Below are 19,650 nucleotides of genomic sequence, written 5' to 3'. Positions count from 1 at the left end.
TTTTTTCAAGTTCGAACTCTTGCCAAAAGAGGATTCTGAGGGCTCTTGTGTCAGAAAGTCGGGATATTGCTGTGAGAGTGAACGACATTCTCCTGCTCGGCTTAAAATAGAGGGCTATGCCAAATACCCTAGCCTCCACCGAAGAAATCATTGCCGAGATGCGTGCTGGCAAGATGGTCATCCTTGTTGATGAAGAAGATCGCGAGAATGAGGGTGATCTTGTTCTAGCTGCCGACCATGTCAGCGCTGAAGCGGTCAATTTCATGGCAAAGCATGGTCGTGGTCTGATTTGTCTCACACTCACTCGTGATCGCTGTCAGCAGCTTAATTTGCCCTTAATGGTTCGCGATAACGGCACTTCTATGGGTACTAACTTCACGGTTTCGATTGAAGCAGCCAGTGGAGTAACTACTGGAATCTCTGCGGCAGATCGCGCCCTCACCATTAAAACTGCAGTAGCGCCCAATGCTAAGCCTAGCGATCTAGTTCAACCAGGACACATCTTCCCTTTAATGGCTCAGCCAGGAGGCGTATTAATTCGCTCTGGACATACTGAAGCCGGCTGTGATTTGGCTGCAATGGCCGGCTGCTCACCTACCGCTGTCATCTGTGAAATCATGAAAGATGATGGCAGCATGGCTCGCTTGCCTGACTTAGTGGAGTTTGCTAAAGAGCATCAACTCAAAATTGGCAGTATTGCTGATTTGATTCAATACCGCAGTCAACATGAGAGCATGGTGGTTCGTGAAGGTACGTGTCAATTTTCAACTCCTTGGGGTAAGTTTGAAGGCATCATTTACCGCGATACCCCTAGCTCATGTGTACACATTGCGCTAGTCCATGGCAAACCCTCTGACGCCAAGGAAACATTAGTGCGTGTGCATGAGCCAGTCACTGTTTTAGATTTCTTGGAATCAGACCTCAGCACCCATTCGTGGCCTCTGGCACAAGCCTTACAACAGATTGCTGCTGCACCAGCAGGCGTAGCCGTATTGCTGAATGCAGCAGGCATTGCTGCGCCTAATGATGCGGATTGGTTGGCCCAGTTTCAGAAGCTCAATCAAACCCATGATGAGGCAAGCAAACCCTTAGCTCGCAAAACGGATTTCAGAAGCTACGGTATTGGCGCTCAAATCCTCAAAGATATCGGCGTTGGGAAAATGCGCCTACTAGCTAAACCAAGTCCTGTGCCTAGCCTATCTGGCTACAAACTGGAAGTCACTGGCTACACTCCTTATGATCGAGCCACCATTCAAACCAAATAATATTATTTAGAAAAATGACTAACTCAAACAATGACTTCGTAGGAGTATTAGAGGCAGACCTCAATGGCCAAGATTTACGAATTGGCATCGTGCAAGCGCGCTTTAATGAAGATCATTGTGTAGCCCTGACTAATGCCTGCATCAATGAATTACTCGCATTAGGCGTTGCCCAGTCTGATATTAAATTAGTCACTGTTCCAGGTGCTCTAGAGATTCCTTTCGCGCTCCAAAAATTAGCCCAAACTGATGAGTTCGATGGTCTAGTTGCTTTAGGCGCTGTCATCCGCGGTGAAACATATCACTTTGAACTGGTTTCGAATGAGTCTGCTGCAGGTATCTCGCGTATCTCGATTGACTCTGGTTTGCCAATTGCCAACGGCGTACTCACCTGCGACACTGACGAACAAGCGTATGCTCGTGTAGAAGTTAAAGGTGCGGATTGCGCCAAAGCAGTTGTTGAAATGGCAAACCTTGCCTTAGCTCTCACACCAGATTTAGATATCGAATATAACGCGGGTCAAGAGTAAGCCCTATGTCAAAAGTCAATTTGAACAATCCTGTTATTACCTCTACCAAAGATGCGGATAGCAAGTCAGCAGCGCCAAAGCGCTCTCTGACCCCGCGTCGTCGTGCTCGTGAATACGCCCTGCAAGGTGTGTATCAAAGTCTCGTGGTGCGCCGTGCCGGCAGCCTTCCCAACAGCGCAGCCATTGCTAAACAGCTTGCAGAAGATCCTGCGTTTAAACGCTGTCAGTTAGATCTCTTTCAAGGAATCTTTCAAGGCGTCCTAGACCGCACTGATGAACTAGAGGCAATCATTACCCCGGCCCTAGATCGTCCGATTAATGAGCTATCCCCTGTCGAGCATGCCGCCCTTCTGATCGGCACTTATGAACTGGCAGCTGATCTCTCTGTTCCTTACAAAGTAGCGATTAATGAAACTGTGGAATTAGCTAAAACTTTTGGCGGCACTGATGGCCATAAATACGTTAATGGCGTTTTAGACCTCTTGGCTCAACAACTCCGCAGTACCGAAACTGGGGCAAGCTAACAACGCTAACCCAATCCAAGAGCCCCTAGCCGCCTTGGTTTAGGGGCTTTTTACGTTATAAGAGATAAGAGATAAAATCATTGCAACTATTGGTATTCCAATACACCTAATAATTGGTCAGGTTCATCATGCAAAAAATGGATATTCGTAGCTTTCTAAAAGATCACCAGCTTTTTAAAGAGCAGGCTTTTATTAATGGGAAATGGATTGATTCTCAGAGTCGCTTTGATGTGACCAACCCAGCTACCGATGAGCTCATTGCGTCAGTTAGTAATCTTGGAAGCGCAGAGGCTGAGCTAGCTATTGCTGCCGCAGAAAAAGCGCTTCCCGCATGGCGGAGCAAGACTGCCAAAGAACGTGCTCATATCATGCGCAAATGGTTTGAGCTTATCACTGAGAATACCCAAGACCTCGCCACGCTCATGACTTTGGAGCAAGGCAAGCCATTGGCAGAAGCAGGCGGAGAAGTAATTTATGGTGCTTCATTTGTAGAATGGTTTGCTGAAGAAGCGAAACGCGTCGCTGGCTCTATTCCGACGACGACTTGGGGTGATAAGCGCATGATGGTTCTCAAGCAACCCATCGGCGTTTGCGTAGCGATTACTCCCTGGAATTTTCCTATTGCCATGATTACTCGCAAAATTGCCCCCGCTCTAGCAGCTGGCTGCACGATTGTAATTAAACCAGCAGAACTTACCCCGCTATCCGCTTTGGCTCTTGCTGAGTTAGCTATTCGTGCTGGCATTCCAGATGGTGTTATTAATATTTTGACAGCAGACGCACAGCAATCCATCGTGATTGGCAAAACACTTTGCGCATCACCTACTGTACGCCACCTCTCATTTACTGGATCGACTGAGGTTGGTCGCATTCTCATGGAACAATGTGCGCCTACCGTCAAAAAAGTGGCTCTCGAATTAGGTGGTCATGCTCCGTTCATTGTGTTTGAGGATGCTGATATTGATGCAGCAGTGAGTGGAGCAATTGCGTCTAAGTTTAGAAACTCTGGTCAAACCTGTGTTTGCGCCAACCGTTTTTATATACACAAAAAAGTACATGATGAATTTGTAGAGAAATTTGCAAAAGCAATTACCAAAATTAAAGTTGGTAATGGCATGGAACCAGGCGTCACTCAGGGCCCCTTGATCGAGACTGCCGCATTAGTCAAAGCAGAGAAACATGTCGCTGATGCGATCAGCAAGGGAGCCAAGCTGGTAACTGGTGGCAAACCAACCACTCCAGGTAAAAACTTTTACGAGCCAACCATTTTGTCCAACGTCAATAGCGATATGCTCATCACCCAAGAAGAAACGTTTGGACCAGTTGCCCCTGTCATCCCCTTTGAGACCGATGAGGAAGTAGTTAAATTAGCGAACAATAATCCCTTCGGTCTGGCATCGTATTTTTATAGCCGAGATATTGGTCGGGTATGGAAAGTAGCTGAAGCCCTTGAATACGGTATGGTGGGCGTAAACACTGGCCTGATTACCAATGAAGTAGCTCCTTTTGGGGGAGTCAAACAATCAGGCTTAGGTCGGGAAGGTAGTGTCTACGGTATGGATGAGTACTTAGAGATGAAGTACGTCTGCGTAGGTCTCTAACAGCTTTACTTTCAGCAGATACTTAGATTTTCTTGTAAACCAAGTCCCACACACCGTGGCCCAGCTTGATACCACGGTTCTCAAACTTCGTAACAGGGCGATATGCTGGTCGCTGCACATAGCCAGCATGCTCGCTACTTAATTGCGCAGCGCTAGGTTTAAATTCATTTGAATCTTTTTCAGTCGAGTCCTTGGCAATATCTTCACTCGTAAAAGTCTCTAATTTAATGAGCTCGCTAGAGGTATTTTTTAGAGCTGGTTCTGCATTGAGCACTAAGAGCATTTGCTCGGCATAGTTATGCCAGTCTGTAGCGAGATGTAAATAAGCACCTTGCCTTAATCGGGAGACCAAAAGCTTTACAAATGACGATTGAATCAAGCGGCGCTTATGATGCCGTTTTTTATGCCATGGGTCAGCAAAATAAATATGAATACCATTCAAAGCATCTGGAGCAATCATGTTCTCGAGTACTTCAACCGCATCATGGCGAATCAAACGTAAATTGGTGAGGCGATTTTCACCAATGAGTTTGAGTAAAGCACCAACCCCCGGAGGGTGCACCTCAATCGCTAAAAAATCATCTTCACCGCGAAGAGCGGCAATTTTGGCAGTCGTCTCACCCATACCAAAACCGATTTCTAAAATCTTGGGTTTAGTAGACCCCTCAAAGGCAGCTATTAAGTCGAGAACTTGATTTTGATATGGCAGCAAAAAGCGTTGGCCTAGCTCGTCAATAGCACGCTGTTGGCCAGCAGTAGTTCTACCAGCCCTCAGAACAAATGAGCGAATACGCTCAAAGTGTCGACCTGTATCTTTGGAGTCTTTCTTAGCAGCTTCTTGAGTCAACTTAGGCTACAACTTTCCTAAAGTAAGCAATCGTTTCCTTGAGACCATCTTCTAGATTGACCTTCGGTTGCCAACCAAGCTTTAACTTGGCTAATTCAATATTGGGCTGACGCTGTTTGGGATCGTCTGATGGCAAAGGCTGGTGAATAATCTTTGATTTACCGCCAGATAGCTTTAATACAGTTTCAGCCAACTGCAACATCGTGAACTCGCCTGGGTTGCCAATATTCACCGGCCCTGTAAAGCCTTGTTCTGAGTTCATCATTCTGACCATAGCATCAATTAAGTCATCTACGTAGCAAAAACTTCTGGTTTGCTGGCCATCACCATAAATGGTGATGTCTTTACCTTGCAGGGCTTGCACAATAAAGTTACTCACGACACGACCATCATTAGGGTGCATACGTGGGCCATAGGTATTAAAGATACGAACTACCTTAATGTCTAATTTGTGCTGGCGATAGTAATCAAAAAAGAGGGTCTCAGCACAGCGCTTACCTTCGTCATAGCAAGAACGAATACCAATCGGATTTACCTTACCCCAATAATCTTCTGGCTGAGGGTGGACCTCAGGATCGCCATACACTTCGCTAGTAGAGGCTTGCAAAATACGGGCGCGCGTTCTTTTTGCCAAACCCAGCATATTGATTGCACCATGCACACTGGTCTTGGTCGTTTGCACTGGGTCATATTGATAATGCACTGGTGAAGCTGGGCAAGCCAAGTTATAAATCTGGTTTGTTTCCACGTAGAGCGGGAAAGTCACATCGTGACGCATGAGCTCTAAGCGTGGATTGGGCAATAAATGCTCAAGATTTGCCTTGGATCCCGTGAAATAGTTATCTACCATTAATACATCATTATCCTCTTTCAAGAGTCGCTCAGTAAGATGTGATCCTAAAAAACCAGCGCCACCAGTGATGAGGATTTTGTTTATAAAATAATTAGTCAATAAAAGATTAATAGTTTCTTGGAGCGCTCCAACCGGCTGATCTATAGGCATAAACCACTTCAGCTAAAACGATGGATAAGGATGTCATGAAGGATATCAGGCCAAGCACAAAGGTCCAAATGACATAAGTAGTTTGAAGTGAGTGCACTGCACCTGCTTGGAAGAAAAACAGTTCCAGCACAGTTAAGGAGATAAATACACCACACTAAGAACATCAAAGAAAATTGCAGCGGTACATAAGCGTCCACGAATCATTGCCTCATTTGCTTCTTTTTGCATATGCTCAATCATGTACTGATCTGCAATATCACCAGAGTGCAGGGCCTTCTGAATTGCTCGCATCCGATCGACGGTTCTAGCCAGACGACCAGAAATTGCATTAATTAATGTTGCAACTGCAGTTAACAAAAATACCAGGGCCAGTGCTAGCTGAATATTGTTGGTGATTGCGTCAATAGATACATCCATATTCAATTCCGGGATTTTTAAATGATTGAATAAATTAATGCGACCAAGCAATTAAGCCACTAACACTAAATGAGGTAATCAAAACTAGTAAACCAAAAGCGATACGGTACCAGGCAAATGGAATAAAGTTATGATGAGCAACATAGTGAATTAGCCAGCGCACGCAAACAAACGCTGAGATAAACGCCGCTATAAATCCCACTGCAATCGCAACACTATAGTCAGCAGAAATGGTTACTGGATTTTTCCAAAGCTTGAGTAACTCATAAGCTGTTGCGCCGCCAATCACAGGGATGGCCATAAAGAAAGAAAACTCTGTTGCTACAGTGCGCGGCAAACCAAAGAGCATGCCCCCAATAATGGTGGCGCCTGAACGAGAAGTCCCAGGAATCAGCGCAGCACATTGGGCTAAACCCACTTTGAATGCATCTAAATAAGAGAGGTCATCTACAGACTGAATGTAGCTCTTCGCGGCATTGATTTTTTCCTGGCGACGCTCGGCCCAAAAAATAATCAAAGCGCCCACAATGAATGCCATAGCAACCGGTATCGGGGCAAATAAAACCGCTTTTATATGCTTACCAAAAAGAAAACCTAAACCCATTGCCGGGGCTGAGGCAATCAATAAATTGACAACAAAACGACGAGAATTTGGGCTAGTCAAAACAGATGAGGCAACTTTGATGAGCTTTTGGCGAAACTCCCAGCAAACCGCCAAAATGGCACCAAACTGAATAATGACCTCGAAAGCCTTACCTCGCTCATCATTAAAATCGAGCAAATCTCCGACCAAAATAAGATGCCCCGTACTGGAGATCGGCAAAAACTCAGTCAAGCCCTCGACAACACCCAAAATGACTGCTTTTAGCAACAATATAAGATCCATCCCCGAATTTTATAGGTTTATGAAGAGTGCAAGCTTATTTGGCAAAATTGGGCTGAAAAAACCAATAAAAGTGATTTGGCCTTAAACTTCCTGCATCCAAAAAGTAAATGAATTTGATGACCCCAGCCCGTTTTTGCCTTTCTAGACTAAGCATTCTTGGCTTGATCCTTAGTCAGGCACTTGGTCTTCAATCCTGGAGTTCGTCTGCCCTAGCCCAAAGTGCGAACGGCACTCGCCCGGCGCTACCAACGCCAGTTAGCCCCTCTTCCCTGATTGGGCTTGAGCAGCCACCGCAAATGTCTTCTTTGCCAAGCAAAACTGCACTACCAGATAGTCCGGCGCCGTCAAATCTTCGAGGCGCCAATGAAAACAACACCAAAGGGCAACTGACAGATTTAATTCAGCTTTACCAAGAGGCTGCTTTTAGCGATCCCGTTCTCAATGCTGCTCGCTTTAATTATCAAGCTAGTAAAGAGTTGTATTGGCAAGGTTTATCACTACTCTTGCCGCAAGCATCCGCATCACCCGGAGGGACCCGTTATTACCAACATGGTGTTGGGCAAACAGTAGTTGCTGCAGGCCCAGGCAATTCTCGAGTGTTCGATCAGAAAAACTACACCGTGACCTTGACTCAACCTGTTTTTAACTTAGCTTCCCTTGAGGCATTTAAGCAAGGTGACTTAAATACCAAGATTGCTGATATGCGCTTTTACCTAGCGCAACAAGACTTAATCATTCGCGTATCTCAAGCCTATTTTGATGCACTCACTAGTCAAGATAACGTTGAGCTATACCGTAATAAAAAAGGATTAATCAAGCAACAACTCGACGCTGCGCAAGCGAAGTTTGATGCCGGCTTGGCAACTATTGTGGATGTAAATACTGCCCAAGCTGCCTTAGATCTAACAAACTCTCAAGAAATTGCTGCACAAGCCGATTTAGTGGTTAAACGTGGCGTATTGGAACAATTAGTTGGACACCCCGTCGGCCCGCTCAAGCCATTGATTAAAGATGCCAAAATTGATGGTGTCCTTAAAGATCCACGTTCTAAAACTAAAGATACCAAAGGTAATCCCATTGCTGATAGCGTGAACCCTCAGTTACCCCCAGGGCAAACCTTAGATGACTGGATTAATCAAGCTGAGGCAGCCAACTTTAATGTTTTAGCGGGTCAACTCACGGTTAATCTGGCAGAGAGTACTTACCGCGCCTCTCAAGCACTGAACTATCCTTCAATTAATTTTGTTGGCACTTCTGGATACAACACTTCCAACGGCACACCTAATAGTTATCAGCCTGCCAATACCAATGTGTATAACAATACTGTTGCTCTACAGATGAATATTCCCCTAGTTTCTGGTGGATTTAACAGTTCAGTTATTCGACAAAATGCTGCTCTTGTTGATCAAGCAAAAGCAAACTATGACAATGCACGTCGTACTGCTGCTCAAAATACACGCGCTGCTTTTACTGGATCCTATGGTGGCTTGGCTAGCGTCAAAGCCTATGAAGCAGCTGAGCGCTCATCTAGCTCCGCGCTTGAGTCCAGTAAGCTTGGATTCCAAGTGGGCACCTTGATAAACATTGACGTGCTCATTGCACTGGACACCCTGATCACCACTAGATCCCAATTGCAACAAGCTCGCTATAACACTGTTCTCAATGCAATTAAGCTCAAGGCACATGCGGCCTCTTTAACCGATGAAGATCTCATCGCCATCAACGCACTTCTACGCTAAGCTTGATCCAATAAATCCAAAGCAGCATTAATGACTTCGATTGCCTTTGGCGCAGCCTGCAGATCCCCGACATTACAAATATTGTTTGACCAATAACCTTCAGTTTTCCATCGAGGCGAATCGCAATAGATTTCTACGGTGGGCTTATTCATTACCGCTGCTAAATGAGTCAAGCCAGTATCAACTCCAACAGTCAAAGCAGCATTAGCAATCACTGAAAAGGCTGCCTCAATTGAAAAAGCTGGTGGGACCAGTGCTTCAGGAATTTGCGAGGCAAGTTCATCACTAATTACTTTCTCGGCAGCATTACCCCATGGCAACACGACCAAATATCCACGCCTAGAAAGTTCTTTACCTAAGATGACCCAATTCGTATTAGGCCAGCGCTTTGCCGCTCTCGCGGTCGAGTGGAAGAATAAAACATAGGGTTTTTCGATCTTCAATATCTGTTGTCGAGAAACGCCATCAACATAGCTTTGGGGATAAAAATATACCTGTTCATCTCGACCAATCAAAGGAATATCTAGGGCAGAGCACATCACGTATCGCGAGCGATCTACTGCATGACACTGCAAAGGCACTTGAACACTTTGGCTATAAAAGGTTCTAGCCGCTGCCTCATATCCCGAAAACTCAGTCGCATTGGCCAATCCAGCCACTACAGCATCAGGTGATTTTTTTGCTAGCGCACAAACTAAAGCAGACTTTAAAAGCCCTTGGGTCTCAACGACAAAGTCATAAGTCACTGCCTGTAGATCGCGCTTAAAGACAAAGAATTGCCTCCAAGTATTCAGGCTAAAAAGGGATTTTTTCCAACGACGCAATCCAAAAGGAATGATCCGGTCTATCCCCTTAAATCCATCCCGAGTTAGCAAAGGCTCTAGTAAATGGACATAGGATTCCTCAACCACCCAATCAATTTGTGCGCTTGGAAAACGCGCACGAATGTCCCACACAATCGGCAAGTTATGTAGCACATCCCCCAACGATGAAAGCTTCACCAACAATATTTTGGCAGATGAAGCGGATGAACTCATTAAAACTTTGGCGCCTTATCCCATGAAAGCCCTGCGAGATCTTTGGCATTGAGGTTGGGTGACTGCCCTGACTGTAAAGGCCACTGAATTCCTACTACTGGATCATCCCAAGCCAAGCAAACCTCACTCTGAGGGTGATAGTAATCTGTCGTTTTATATAAAAATTCAGCGGTATCAGAGAGAACCAAAAAGCCATGAGCAAAACCAGCAGGCACCCATAGCTGCTGATGATTTTGAGCACTTAACTCCACACCGGCCCACTTGCCAAATGTCGGAGAATTTTTACGCAAATCAACAGCAACATCGAAGACGCTTCCGGAAACTACGCGCACTAATTTACCTTGGGTTTTTTCCAATTGATAGTGCAAGCCCCGCAAAGTCCATTGACGCGAAAAAGAATGGTTATCTTGAACAAACTCAACTTTCAAACCGGTAGCAGCAGAAAACTCTTGCGCGTTAAATGACTCAGTAAACCAGCCGCGTTCATCACCAAAAACTTTTGGCTCAATAATCAGCACTTCGGGTATTACGGTTGGCGTTACCGTAATCTTAGGGTGGGGATTGGGTACGGTCACTACATCACCTTTTTTGATGACAAGGTCACTGGCTGAGAGCCACTATTCATCTCATTCAAAATCTTAGACAAATATTGACCATAGCTATTTTTACTCAACTGCGCAGCCACTTTTTGCACCGCTTCTGCATCAATCCAACTCTGGCGATAAGCGATCTCTTCTGGACAAGCAACCATTAAGCCTTGACGCTTTTGTAAAGTAGCAATAAAGCCAGCTGCATCTAGTAAAGAGTCGTGCGTACCAGTATCTAACCATGCAAAGCCACGGCCCATGATCTCAACACTAAGTTGCTCTTTTTCTAAATACACGCGATTAACGTCAGTAATCTCCAACTCGCCACGAGCGCTGGGCTTTATTGAGTTAGCGATATCACATACCTGATTGTCGTAGAAATAAAGCCCTGTCACTGCATAGCTGCTTTTAGGTTCGGCGGGTTTCTCTTCAATCGAAATTGCCTTATAGCCTTTATCGAACTCTACTACACCGTAGCGCTCTGGATCAGTCACGTGATAAGCAAATACAGTAGCACCATGCTCACGCTCATCAGCGCTTTCCAAATTAGAAACCAACTCATGGCCATAAAAAATATTGTCACCCAATACTAGAGCGCTAGGGTGGTTATTAATAAAGTTTTTGCCAAGGGTAAAAGCTTGGGCCAAACCATCTGGAGAGGGTTGCACGCAATACTCAATATTCAGCCCCCACTGTGAACCATCGCCAAGAAGCTCGGTAAAGCGCGGTGTGTCATGTGGGGTAGATATCAACAGGATATCGCGGATACCCGCCAACATCAAAGTCGTTAATGGGTAATACACCATTGGCTTGTCATAGACTGGCATTAATTGTTTAGAGACTGCTTGAGTCACTGGATATAAACGAGTACCAGACCCGCCAGCCAAAATAATACCTTTGCGATTTTTTACCATGTGTACCCAAATACTCTCTTTTGAATTCTGTGATTTTTAATCTACCGGCAACTGCTTGACATACACCCTAACTTGCTCGTCCCACGGCGTATTCCAATGGGGTAATTTTGACACAAGACCCAAATGCTTCAATTCTTGCTCAAGCTTGCCAGTCGCAAGACGAGAATTCATCGGCCTAGGGGCTGGTAAAGGGTAATCAGAGGCTGGAATTGGCTTAATCGCGCCTGGAGATGTCTTAAGCTGCATTCCAGCTTCAGCAGCAGTCTTCACAGCTAAACAAGCCAACCCAAACCAATTTGTTTCCCCGCGAGGAACAGCATGATAAATACCGGAATTCAATTTTTGCGCGGCACTACCGAGAACTAAGCCGACGCCCAGTTCAGCCAACCACTGAGCACTTGTAGGTACTCCAAATTGATCATCAATTATCCTCAACTCGCTACGCTCCTTTGCCAAACGCAAAATAGTGCGAATAAAGTTACCGCCATCTCCGTAAACCCAACTAGTTCTTAAAATAGCGTATTGGAGTTGGGGATGACTTGCAAAAGCACTCACAACAGCCTTCTCACCTGCTTCTTTAGATTTCCCATAGACACCAAGAGGATTGGTTTGATCTGATTCTGTACAAGCCCGTTGGCCTGAACCATCAAAAACATAATCCGTTGAAAAATGCAGTAGCGTAGCATTGTTCGCGGCCGCATATTTCGCCATGATCTCCGGCGCAACTGCATTGATAGCAAACGCTAATTCTGCTTCTGACTCAGCTTTATCTACTGCCGTATAAGCAGCAGCATTAATGATGACCTGAGGGTGATAGGACTCTAAAAAAGTTTGTAAGTGTAAGTAATTGGGATTAGCTAAATCACAATCGGCGCGACCCACGAAACGGATTGTATTGATTTGACTAAATGGAGTGCTCTGAAGTTGCTCAGCAAATGCTTTTCCTAGCTGACCATCTTTTCCAAAAACCAGAATATTCATGACTAAGATAGCTTAACTCTGGTATTGCTTATCAAGCCACTCTCGATATGAACCAGTCACTACACCATCAACCCAGACTGGATTATCGAGATACCACTGCACAGTTTTACGAATCCCAGTATCAAAGGTTTCAGCAGGTCGCCAGCCAAGCTCTTTTTCAATCTTGCTAGCATCAATTGCATAACGACGGTCATGACCAGGGCGATCTTTGACAAAAGCAATTTGATCTGCATAAGGCTTGCCATCCGTACGCGGTCTCAATTCATCCAAGATGTTGCAAATAGTCTTTACCACTTCAAGATTAGCCTTTTCATTCCAACCACCAATGTTATAGGTCTCGCCTAGCTTGCCATTTGCCAAGACTTCACGAATAGCCGAGCAGTGATCGCCCACGTAGAGCCAATCCCGAATTTGCTGCCCATCACCATATACCGGTAAGGGCTTACCATTTAAGGCGTTGAGAATCACTAACGGAATTAACTTCTCAGGAAAGTGATAGGGGCCGTAGTTGTTAGAACAATTGGTTGTCACTACCGGCAAACCATAGGTATGAAACCAAGCGCGAACTAAATGATCCGATGCCGCTTTAGAGGCTGAGTAGGGACTATTAGGCTCATACGGATTGGTTTCACTAAATGCAGGGTCAGTAGACGACAAAGAACCATACACCTCATCAGTAGACACATGATGAAAGCGAAATTGCTGTTTTGCAGCCTCCTCAAGACCATTCCAATACTCGCGAGCACACTCAAGCAAATTAAATGTACCAACGATATTCGTTTGAATAAATTCTGCGGGGCCGTGAATAGAGCGATCAACGTGGCTCTCGGCAGCAAAGTTCACAATAGCGCGCGGACGATGCTCGGCAAGTAATTTTGCTACTAGCGCTTTATCACCAATATCGCCATGAACAAAAACATGTCTAGGGTCATTTTGCAATGATTGCAAATTAGCAGGATTACCGGCATAGGTTAATTTGTCTAAATTCACCAACCCCTCAGCATCTGCAGAAGCAAGCCAATCTAAAACAAAATTTACTCCAATAAATCCGGCACCGCCAGTTACTAAGATCATTACATTAACTTTATTAAATTATTAAATGGGTCATCAAGTTATGGTGTTTGCATCATCTGGAGGTACTTATTTAAGCGTTTTTTACCAAACAACACGATACCTAATTTCTGAACTAATTTTAAACCGCCCCTAGGCTTGGGTAATACAGGCTGCTTACCCCACCTCCAGGCGTTTTGTCACAATTAATAAGGGCTGGATTAATAAAAATACGATAGCCTTTATTTTTCAAATCCCGGTGAAATGGGATGTGATCAGCAACGTCAATGCCGCCAGCTTGATCATCGGTTCCAGCATAACGACCGGCTAGAAAAGCTTCGCGCGTATAGATGCCAAGACCACCAAAAGCAGAATCAACCTCTATTAAATCAGCGCGAGGATCGATGGGCGACTGCTTACATACTACGGCAATATTTTCTGCCGCCTTATCACCCAATATATTTTCCAAATGACGTTTTTGCTCCCAGCAATCGATTGGATTCCAGTATGGATGACTAAGCCCCCAAATATCGTAGTATTCACCCAATTGATTAGCGGTAATAACATCCCACGGCTCATCAACCTCCCAACATTGAGCTATTTTTGCGGGCGTAACTAAAGCATTCATACCGTCAAGATCAGCCATGGCAACATAATCAATATCGGCAAACTGAGGATTATTAGCCACTTCATCAACAATCAAATTACGACACAAGGCTATGCGCGATCCGTACGACGCGGGTATTTTTGACTTAAATTACCCACAGTCACAAATGAGAAGTTTTTAATCTGACCCCGTAGTTCCTCTAATTTTTTCACGGTATCATCACTAGAATCGCTCTCGACAACAAAACAGTGAATTTCTTTAAAATTACCAAGGCCTGCTTCTAGGGTTTTAACTTCATTTTGAATCGTATGCGCCACATTTCTCACTGGTCCTGCCAAGAGTATCTTGGAATCTTCAATTGCCTTGCGCGCAGTGCGAGGGGATTTGATTAAAGCCATAAATAATGTTATTTGCCAATTACTATCAACCCGATAGGGTAAAAAATGCCTCTTTTGAGGAAATTGATAGACATCATACCTATAACCCAACCTTTACCAATAGATTATTGAGGGCGGAATTTCTAAAGCGCGGGATTGAGCTCAATAATCCAGACGTCAATAAAGGCAGAGACATTGCTTTCAGTATTTTCCATGATGGGCAGATGCTAGAGCCAGTTTCTGGCCGTAAGTATCTTATCGCCACTGAAAACCCCTATATTTGCCCACTAAATAGAGATTTACACTACCTAAAAACGTTTAATAGGGTATTTAGCTGGAATACAGATCTTGCTGCGCTTCCGAATGTGAGCCACGTCTTCATACCGAATCAGATACAAAGCAAAGCAACTCCCTCATTTATAGACAGACCAATTTTCTCCAGCATTATTAATGCTAATAAAGCATTTCCTCCCGGCCTTGATAATGATCTTTATAAAGAACGGATTAATGTTATTCGCTGGTATGAAAAAAATGCACCAGAATATTTTTCGCTTTATGGCCTTGGCTGGAATAAACCAGCGCCCGCTTTTACTGCCTCCGAAAAAATAGAAAGACGACTCAAGCGAGTTGCGAGCCAACTCTTTGGCTATAAGCCCTTTCCAAGCTATGCTGGTGAAGTAGTTGATAAAGAAACGGTTTATCGAAAAACAAAATTTGCCTACTGTTTTGAGAACGTTGCCAATCTTCCGGATTACATTAGTGAGAAAATATTTGATTGCTTCTTTGCTGGATGTGTTCCAGTGTACTGGGGCTCCAATACAGTTGATCAACACATACCCAAAGAGTGTTTTATTAATAGAAGAGACTTCAAAAATACTGAAGAGGTTCATCGTTATTTATTAAACATCAATGAGCAGCGTTACTCTCAGTATCAAGATCATATTCGCACATTTTTACTAAGTCCGAAAGCAATGGAGTTTGATACTACTCGCTATGTGTCAACAATCATTGATCAAGTCTTGAATGACCTCCATCAAGTCCAATAGATATCTGCTCGATTACGATAATCCAGATGCCGGGATCGGGCACTCGATGGGAATCATTAATCGCGCAATCAAAATTGCAACTAGAAACGATCTTCAGTTTGCTTACTCTGAGACTCAGCTCTCCAAATCCCATAAAAATTCCTTTAAATGGAATTTAAAACAATCTCTACGCAAACTCACGGGTAGACGCGCCAATGAAACCCACAATATTGGCAATGATCTGAATGAAATGCTTAATCCCAAATCCTGGCTAGCAAGTCGGGAAGAGATTGAGCGCAAGATTGCAAGTAAAGAAATAAAACTCATCATACTGCCCGAATTTGAAATTCACATCCCATCGAATGAACAATCAGATGATGAGATTTATCAGGCAGTGGACCAATTTATTCAAAGTCATCCTGAATCCAATACAGCTTTTAAGATTAGCAACAATCGTTATGGCGATTATGAATATGCTTCATCAAGGGATTGGTTTATAAACTTATAAACGCATACTCAAAAGCTCGAGAATCTTACCCCATACCTTTAAGTTTTAATCCCGATCTAGTGAATATTGCCGTGCACATTCGCAGAGGCGATCTACTGCCTGGACGCCAATTTTCAGACCTCTCATCACGAATGCTGCCTGACGCTTGGTATCTAGAAATCCTAAATATTGCCACTAAACATCTAAAGGGCAGGTTAGCTATTCACATTTTTAGTGAAGGCAAAGAGGGTCAATACCATTCTGAAAACGGACAAGCCTTCTCATGGAAAGAATATTTTAAGGATAGCCCTTACGAAGTACATGAGCATATTGATAGCAATTTCATGAGTACTTTTCACCACCTACTTCATGCAGATCTGCTGATCGGCTCCAAAAGCGGTATGAGCCATTTAGCCGGAATGCTAAGTTCTCAAGTCAAAATCATGCCTCACATGTGGCACTCTTACCGCGGCACCAATCAATTAATCGAAGTGGCGGGTACAGAGAGTGAACTCGACAGTGAAGCTATTGCAAAGCACTTACAGACTTATTTAAACTAACGTGCCTACAGTCAAGCGACCAAGTGGCTCGCCCATAGCGCCATTACTAGGCGTTCAAGACGATTGAGCGGCGTCCATAAACCATTTTTTCGGTATTGAAAACGAGCATATATTTCAGAATTGGCCTTAATCGAAACACCCGGAAATCGACGATTTAATTCCCGCAGTAAATTTGAGCCAATTTTCAAGCGTTGCGCCCAAGGCAATCGTCTCGGATACCAATCCACTGCAATTCCAAGCTGCTCTAGGTATTTTTTTTGCACTTCAAGGGTTGTGACCTTGAGTTTATCTAGATGCACTGAGCTTGTCTGAGCAGGATATCTTCTATAAGTAATTAAGCGCTCCTTGAGGTTCATAAAACGATATCCAGCTGCAGCCATCTGCACCCAGAGATAGTAATCTTCAGAAGTCAATATAGAAGTATCGTATTTAAATTGCTTAAATATTTCTGCTTTGCCCATCATCGCTGAATTACAAAGCCCACAATAAACGGTTAGGAGAGCCCTTAAATCGGAGTCCGTAAATTTATCCTTAGATTGTTTTATCTTGCCAGACGATTCATCTAACACCCACTGGGCACAACCAATCAAATCAAATTGACCGCTTTGCAAGACATGCAATTGCTTTTCGAAGCGGGTCGAATCCGCTATGTCATCAGCATCCATTAGAGCAATGTATTGGCCGCTAGCCCTATCAATCATTTCATTGCGAGCTTTTACAACGCCGTGGTTTTGATCTGCAAAGATTTTCACAATTCGAGGATCGCTATAAGCAGCAATAATCTCCCGCGTCGCATCCTTTGAGCCATCATCAAAAATAAGCAACTCAATATTTTGATACGTTTGCCCAAGAATGCTGTCAATTGCCTGTCCAATATACAGCTCGGAGTTGTATGCCGGCATCAGCACGCTAATTAAAGGAGTCGCGGTCATTAGATAAAACTTTGCAAATATCGACTAAGTCTCTTCAATTTCTTCAAAGCCCTAGAAAAAATTGATTTTTGACTAGCGCCGTAATCCAAACCAAGATCCCAGCTTGATTGATAAATTAAACCCAAATAATGCTCCTGGAGTTTTTTTGGTGTTTCACCAATACGTCTGAGTAAATAGTAGTGCCAGTCGTAGTAATAAATACGAAAGAGCTGCTCAATGGGATACAGAGGAATAGCTTTGAATTTTAATAAAGCTTCTAAATATATAAGGGTTTCTGGATGCTCAGGGGTACAAAGATCCCAAAAGGTAATTCCTTTGGGATTGAGGAATTGATTCTCCAAGGACTCCCATACTTTTGCAGACCAAATGAATGGTGGGCAGGGGCAATAGTAATTCGGCCCAACACGTCCAAATAATTCTTTTACCCGATCGCCTTCAGCAACTAATTGACTTGGTGCTTTTGCAAATCCACGGTCAATAGCCAGCTGAAAGTATTCTTTATTTTGATAGATGACGGTATATGGGTTTCCATCTTCCGCTAAAAAATCAGATCGATAAAAATCTTTGATAAAAATACAATCAGAATCTAAGCAAACATAGTTTTGACATAAGCCTAAGCGCCAAAATTCTGACTTAATAATTTGCTGAGTCAAACTACCTGATTTATTCCGCTCAATTCCTTCTGGCGCCTTCCTATTAGCTAGCAAAATAGATTCGTCAGAAACCCACTCATATCCCTGATTACCTACCAGCTCTACCAATAGAGCATGGTCGGCGCTGGGCGTAGAAACATATACTGATATTTCATCACTATTATGGGTGGTAATCGATTGCAATAAACGCTTTAGCCGTAAAAAATCTTTACGGTAGGATTTGCAATACAGGATAATTTCTTTCAAGGCCGACCTTTTATTCAGCAATATGTAAAAGGATAGTGCTAACAGCCTGATCTACTCCAATAGGTTGCCAGATAGGCTGGATCAGTTGCTTTTGCTGCCAATCTACCCAGATTTTTTCCAAGGCCATTGCAATGCCGGGATCGTCACCATCTGCACTCAGATAAGAGTTGCGATTGAGCAACATCTTGTCTAGCTGTGGGTTGCGATGTGTAATTCCCCAAATTGGTCTTCCTGACCATAGGTAGTCATAGAACTTGGAGGGAATATATTCCGCACACCACTCATCATTTCCGTGAAGCAAAATCAAGACATCCGCTTCCTGCATCCTCTGTGCAACCTGCTCACGGCCAGATTTTCCAGTGAGCGGATCTTTTTCTAGGCGGCCATGCGCTAATAAGATATCCTGATAACCGTAAGCCTCAATTACCTGAACTGATAGGGTATCCAAAGGCGCTCCATAAGCATGAACTCGTAAATGTTTTCGAGCCTCTGGGTATTTTACAAAAAGACTATTTGCCGCATTCAAAATAATCGCTAGAGAGCGATCATTTGCCAAGGATCCAAAGTGACAAAGATTCAAATACTCACCATATTGATGGCGTATCTTTTCACCCATATTACCCGGGGGATTAGCTCCAGGCATCACCACAAATCCTTTTGCATTACCGGGGGTATTAAGATTGGGATTTCGAACCTTAGCGTAGTGCAAAGCTCCCTGAGTGAACCACCAAACGTAATCAGAGTATTTACACAGCTGGCTTTCTAAGTAGTGTCGAAAGCGCGCATCACGGTTTTTAGGTTTTTCAAATCCTTGATCATCTGGACTCTTGCGAATCACCATTGGATCGTGCACCTCAGAAATCAATGGCAAGCCAGTTGCTCGCTTTAACAATACCCCAGCCCAATGTGCTGACCATGCGCTACCAATAGAGTAAATAACGTCAACCTTACCGCTTCGAATAAGAAGGTATCCGCAAACAAAGGCAGGCAATGTCCAAGACCACTGACTTGAATAACCCAATACCAATTTCTCAACAGCAATGAATGGCGCCAGCAGGATAGATACCGTTGTGGTGAGTAACTTGTATATTAGACCTCTTCCATATTGATTGGCCACCCAATGTCGAAAATCAAATCGAAATCCTGATGGACCCCAAGCAATAAATTGATAGTGCGGAAAACGATCATCCTTCAATCCAGTAATCGCACTGAAAACGATAGGCTCTACCCCTGCCTCTAAGAGATAGGGAATTTTGTCGGTAATAGTCAGACTAGCAGCGCGTCCATCCATATTGAAGGCATGTGACAGAATTAACCAGCGCTTTTTTTCTGCTACTTTGGGAATGTTGATGCTCTCAATACTCACTAGTGATTCCAGTTGAACT

At 44.0% G+C, this 19,650-nt stretch carries 22 protein-coding genes; 8 read left to right on the top strand and 14 right to left on the bottom strand.

Features of this window, described 5'->3' with window-relative positions; all coding sequences use genetic code 11:
* The first annotated feature begins 116 nt into the window (after positions 1–116).
* The 4 genes from ribBA to DXE33_RS09255 all read left to right on the top strand — a co-directional run bounded on the left by ribBA (position 117) and on the right by DXE33_RS09255 (position 3,917).
* The gene (gene ribBA, locus DXE33_RS09270; protein WP_114639609.1) at positions 117–1,265 is read left to right on the top strand and encodes a bifunctional 3,4-dihydroxy-2-butanone-4-phosphate synthase/GTP cyclohydrolase II; all 1,149 of its coding nucleotides are present in this window, start codon (positions 117–119) and stop codon (positions 1,263–1,265) included.
* Between the two features lie 14 nt (positions 1,266–1,279).
* Entirely contained in the window at positions 1,280–1,792 is a 513-nt protein-coding gene (gene ribH, locus DXE33_RS09265; RefSeq protein WP_114639608.1) for a 6,7-dimethyl-8-ribityllumazine synthase, read from the top strand.
* 5 nt (positions 1,793–1,797) lie between these two features.
* Positions 1,798–2,316 carry a transcription antitermination factor NusB gene (nusB, locus tag DXE33_RS09260; RefSeq protein WP_114639607.1) on the top strand — a complete coding sequence of 173 codons (519 nt, stop codon included), beginning with the start codon at positions 1,798–1,800 and terminating at the stop codon, positions 2,314–2,316.
* A gap of 128 nt (positions 2,317–2,444) precedes the next feature.
* A complete protein-coding gene (locus tag DXE33_RS09255) occupies positions 2,445–3,917 on the top strand; it encodes an NAD-dependent succinate-semialdehyde dehydrogenase (RefSeq protein ID WP_114639606.1) in 1,473 nt (490 codons plus the stop codon).
* A 22-nt stretch (positions 3,918–3,939) separates the two neighbouring features.
* Here the strand turns inward: DXE33_RS09255 and trmB are convergent, their stop codons facing one another.
* From trmB to DXE33_RS09235, 4 genes are all read right to left on the bottom strand, one after another.
* A complete protein-coding gene (gene trmB / locus DXE33_RS09250) occupies positions 3,940–4,764 on the bottom strand; it encodes a tRNA (guanosine(46)-N7)-methyltransferase TrmB (protein WP_114639605.1) in 825 nt (274 codons plus the stop codon).
* Between the two features lies 1 nt (position 4,765).
* Positions 4,766–5,701, bottom strand: a complete 936-nt coding sequence (locus tag DXE33_RS09245; RefSeq protein WP_114639793.1) for a UDP-glucuronic acid decarboxylase family protein — start codon at positions 5,699–5,701, stop codon at positions 4,766–4,768.
* A 198-nt stretch (positions 5,702–5,899) separates the two neighbouring features.
* Positions 5,900–6,184 (bottom strand): DUF2721 domain-containing protein, encoded by a 285-nt coding sequence (locus tag DXE33_RS10290; RefSeq protein ID WP_231970464.1) that lies wholly within the window; start codon positions 6,182–6,184, stop codon positions 5,900–5,902.
* 34 nt (positions 6,185–6,218) lie between these two features.
* Positions 6,219–7,070, bottom strand: coding sequence for an undecaprenyl-diphosphate phosphatase (locus DXE33_RS09235; RefSeq protein ID WP_114639604.1), 852 nt, complete (start codon positions 7,068–7,070; stop codon positions 6,219–6,221).
* A gap of 116 nt (positions 7,071–7,186) precedes the next feature.
* Here DXE33_RS09235 and DXE33_RS09230 point away from each other — a divergent pair, with 116 nt between their 5' ends.
* Positions 7,187–8,809, top strand: coding sequence for a TolC family protein (locus tag DXE33_RS09230; RefSeq protein WP_114639792.1), 1,623 nt, complete (start codon positions 7,187–7,189; stop codon positions 8,807–8,809).
* Here the strand turns inward: DXE33_RS09230 and waaC are convergent.
* The 7 genes from waaC to DXE33_RS09195 all read right to left on the bottom strand — a co-directional run bounded on the left by waaC (position 8,806) and on the right by DXE33_RS09195 (position 14,383).
* Positions 8,806–9,846 carry a lipopolysaccharide heptosyltransferase I gene (waaC, locus tag DXE33_RS09225; RefSeq protein WP_114639603.1) on the bottom strand — a complete coding sequence of 347 codons (1,041 nt, stop codon included), beginning with the start codon at positions 9,844–9,846 and terminating at the stop codon, positions 8,806–8,808. The genes DXE33_RS09230 and waaC overlap by 4 nt on opposite strands.
* Positions 9,846–10,394: a dTDP-4-dehydrorhamnose 3,5-epimerase gene (rfbC, locus tag DXE33_RS09220; protein ID WP_114639791.1), complete on the bottom strand. Its 549-nt coding sequence runs from the start codon at positions 10,392–10,394 to the stop codon at positions 9,846–9,848. Before rfbC ends, waaC begins: the two co-directional genes overlap by 1 nt.
* 26 nt (positions 10,395–10,420) lie before the next feature.
* Positions 10,421–11,347, bottom strand: coding sequence for a glucose-1-phosphate thymidylyltransferase RfbA (rfbA, locus tag DXE33_RS09215; protein WP_114639602.1), 927 nt, complete (start codon positions 11,345–11,347; stop codon positions 10,421–10,423).
* 36 nt (positions 11,348–11,383) lie between these two features.
* The gene (gene rfbD, locus DXE33_RS09210) at positions 11,384–12,328 is read right to left on the bottom strand and encodes a dTDP-4-dehydrorhamnose reductase (RefSeq protein ID WP_114639601.1); all 945 of its coding nucleotides are present in this window, start codon (positions 12,326–12,328) and stop codon (positions 11,384–11,386) included.
* Between the two features lie 12 nt (positions 12,329–12,340).
* The gene (gene rfbB, locus DXE33_RS09205; protein ID WP_114639600.1) at positions 12,341–13,402 is read right to left on the bottom strand and encodes a dTDP-glucose 4,6-dehydratase; all 1,062 of its coding nucleotides are present in this window, start codon (positions 13,400–13,402) and stop codon (positions 12,341–12,343) included.
* Positions 13,403–13,520: 118 nt separating this feature from the next.
* The gene (locus DXE33_RS09200) at positions 13,521–14,093 is read right to left on the bottom strand and encodes a hypothetical protein (protein ID WP_114639599.1); all 573 of its coding nucleotides are present in this window, start codon (positions 14,091–14,093) and stop codon (positions 13,521–13,523) included.
* Positions 14,094–14,095: 2 nt separating this feature from the next.
* Positions 14,096–14,383, bottom strand: a complete 288-nt coding sequence (locus tag DXE33_RS09195) for a hypothetical protein (RefSeq protein ID WP_114639598.1) — start codon at positions 14,381–14,383, stop codon at positions 14,096–14,098.
* Between the two features lie 5 nt (positions 14,384–14,388).
* Between DXE33_RS09195 and DXE33_RS09190 the strand changes: the two genes are divergently transcribed.
* The 3 genes from DXE33_RS09190 to DXE33_RS09180 are packed head-to-tail and all read left to right on the top strand — an operon-like array spanning position 14,389 to position 16,434.
* On the top strand, positions 14,389–15,408 hold the full coding sequence (locus DXE33_RS09190; RefSeq protein WP_114639597.1) for a glycosyltransferase family 10 domain-containing protein: 1,020 nt from the start codon (positions 14,389–14,391) through the stop codon (positions 15,406–15,408).
* Positions 15,386–15,895: a hypothetical protein gene (locus DXE33_RS09185; protein ID WP_162785438.1), complete on the top strand. Its 510-nt coding sequence runs from the start codon at positions 15,386–15,388 to the stop codon at positions 15,893–15,895. Before DXE33_RS09190 ends, DXE33_RS09185 begins: the two co-directional genes overlap by 23 nt.
* A 59-nt stretch (positions 15,896–15,954) precedes the next feature.
* A complete protein-coding gene (locus DXE33_RS09180) occupies positions 15,955–16,434 on the top strand; it encodes a hypothetical protein (protein WP_162785437.1) in 480 nt (159 codons plus the stop codon).
* Between the two features lie 11 nt (positions 16,435–16,445).
* On the opposite strand, the gene DXE33_RS09175 is transcribed toward DXE33_RS09180, so the two are convergent.
* From DXE33_RS09175 to DXE33_RS09165, 3 genes are read right to left on the bottom strand one after another with little or no spacing between them, the layout of a single operon-like run.
* Positions 16,446–17,366 carry a glycosyltransferase family 2 protein gene (locus DXE33_RS09175; protein ID WP_114639594.1) on the bottom strand — a complete coding sequence of 307 codons (921 nt, stop codon included), beginning with the start codon at positions 17,364–17,366 and terminating at the stop codon, positions 16,446–16,448.
* On the bottom strand, positions 17,366–18,265 hold the full coding sequence (locus tag DXE33_RS09170; RefSeq protein ID WP_114639790.1) for a DUF6492 family protein: 900 nt from the start codon (positions 18,263–18,265) through the stop codon (positions 17,366–17,368). The genes DXE33_RS09175 and DXE33_RS09170 overlap by 1 nt, the downstream gene beginning before the upstream one ends.
* A gap of 10 nt (positions 18,266–18,275) precedes the next feature.
* Positions 18,276–19,631 (bottom strand): glycosyltransferase family protein, encoded by a 1,356-nt coding sequence (locus DXE33_RS09165; protein WP_231970463.1) that lies wholly within the window; start codon positions 19,629–19,631, stop codon positions 18,276–18,278.
* Positions 19,632–19,650: the final 19 nt, after the last annotated feature.

The organism is Polynucleobacter necessarius (genome assembly GCF_900096765.1).
GTDB classification, from domain to species: Bacteria; Pseudomonadota; Gammaproteobacteria; order Burkholderiales; family Burkholderiaceae; genus Polynucleobacter; species Polynucleobacter necessarius_F.
Note: the sequence above shows the minus strand (reverse complement) of the source record. Positions and strands in the feature narration are given on the sequence as shown.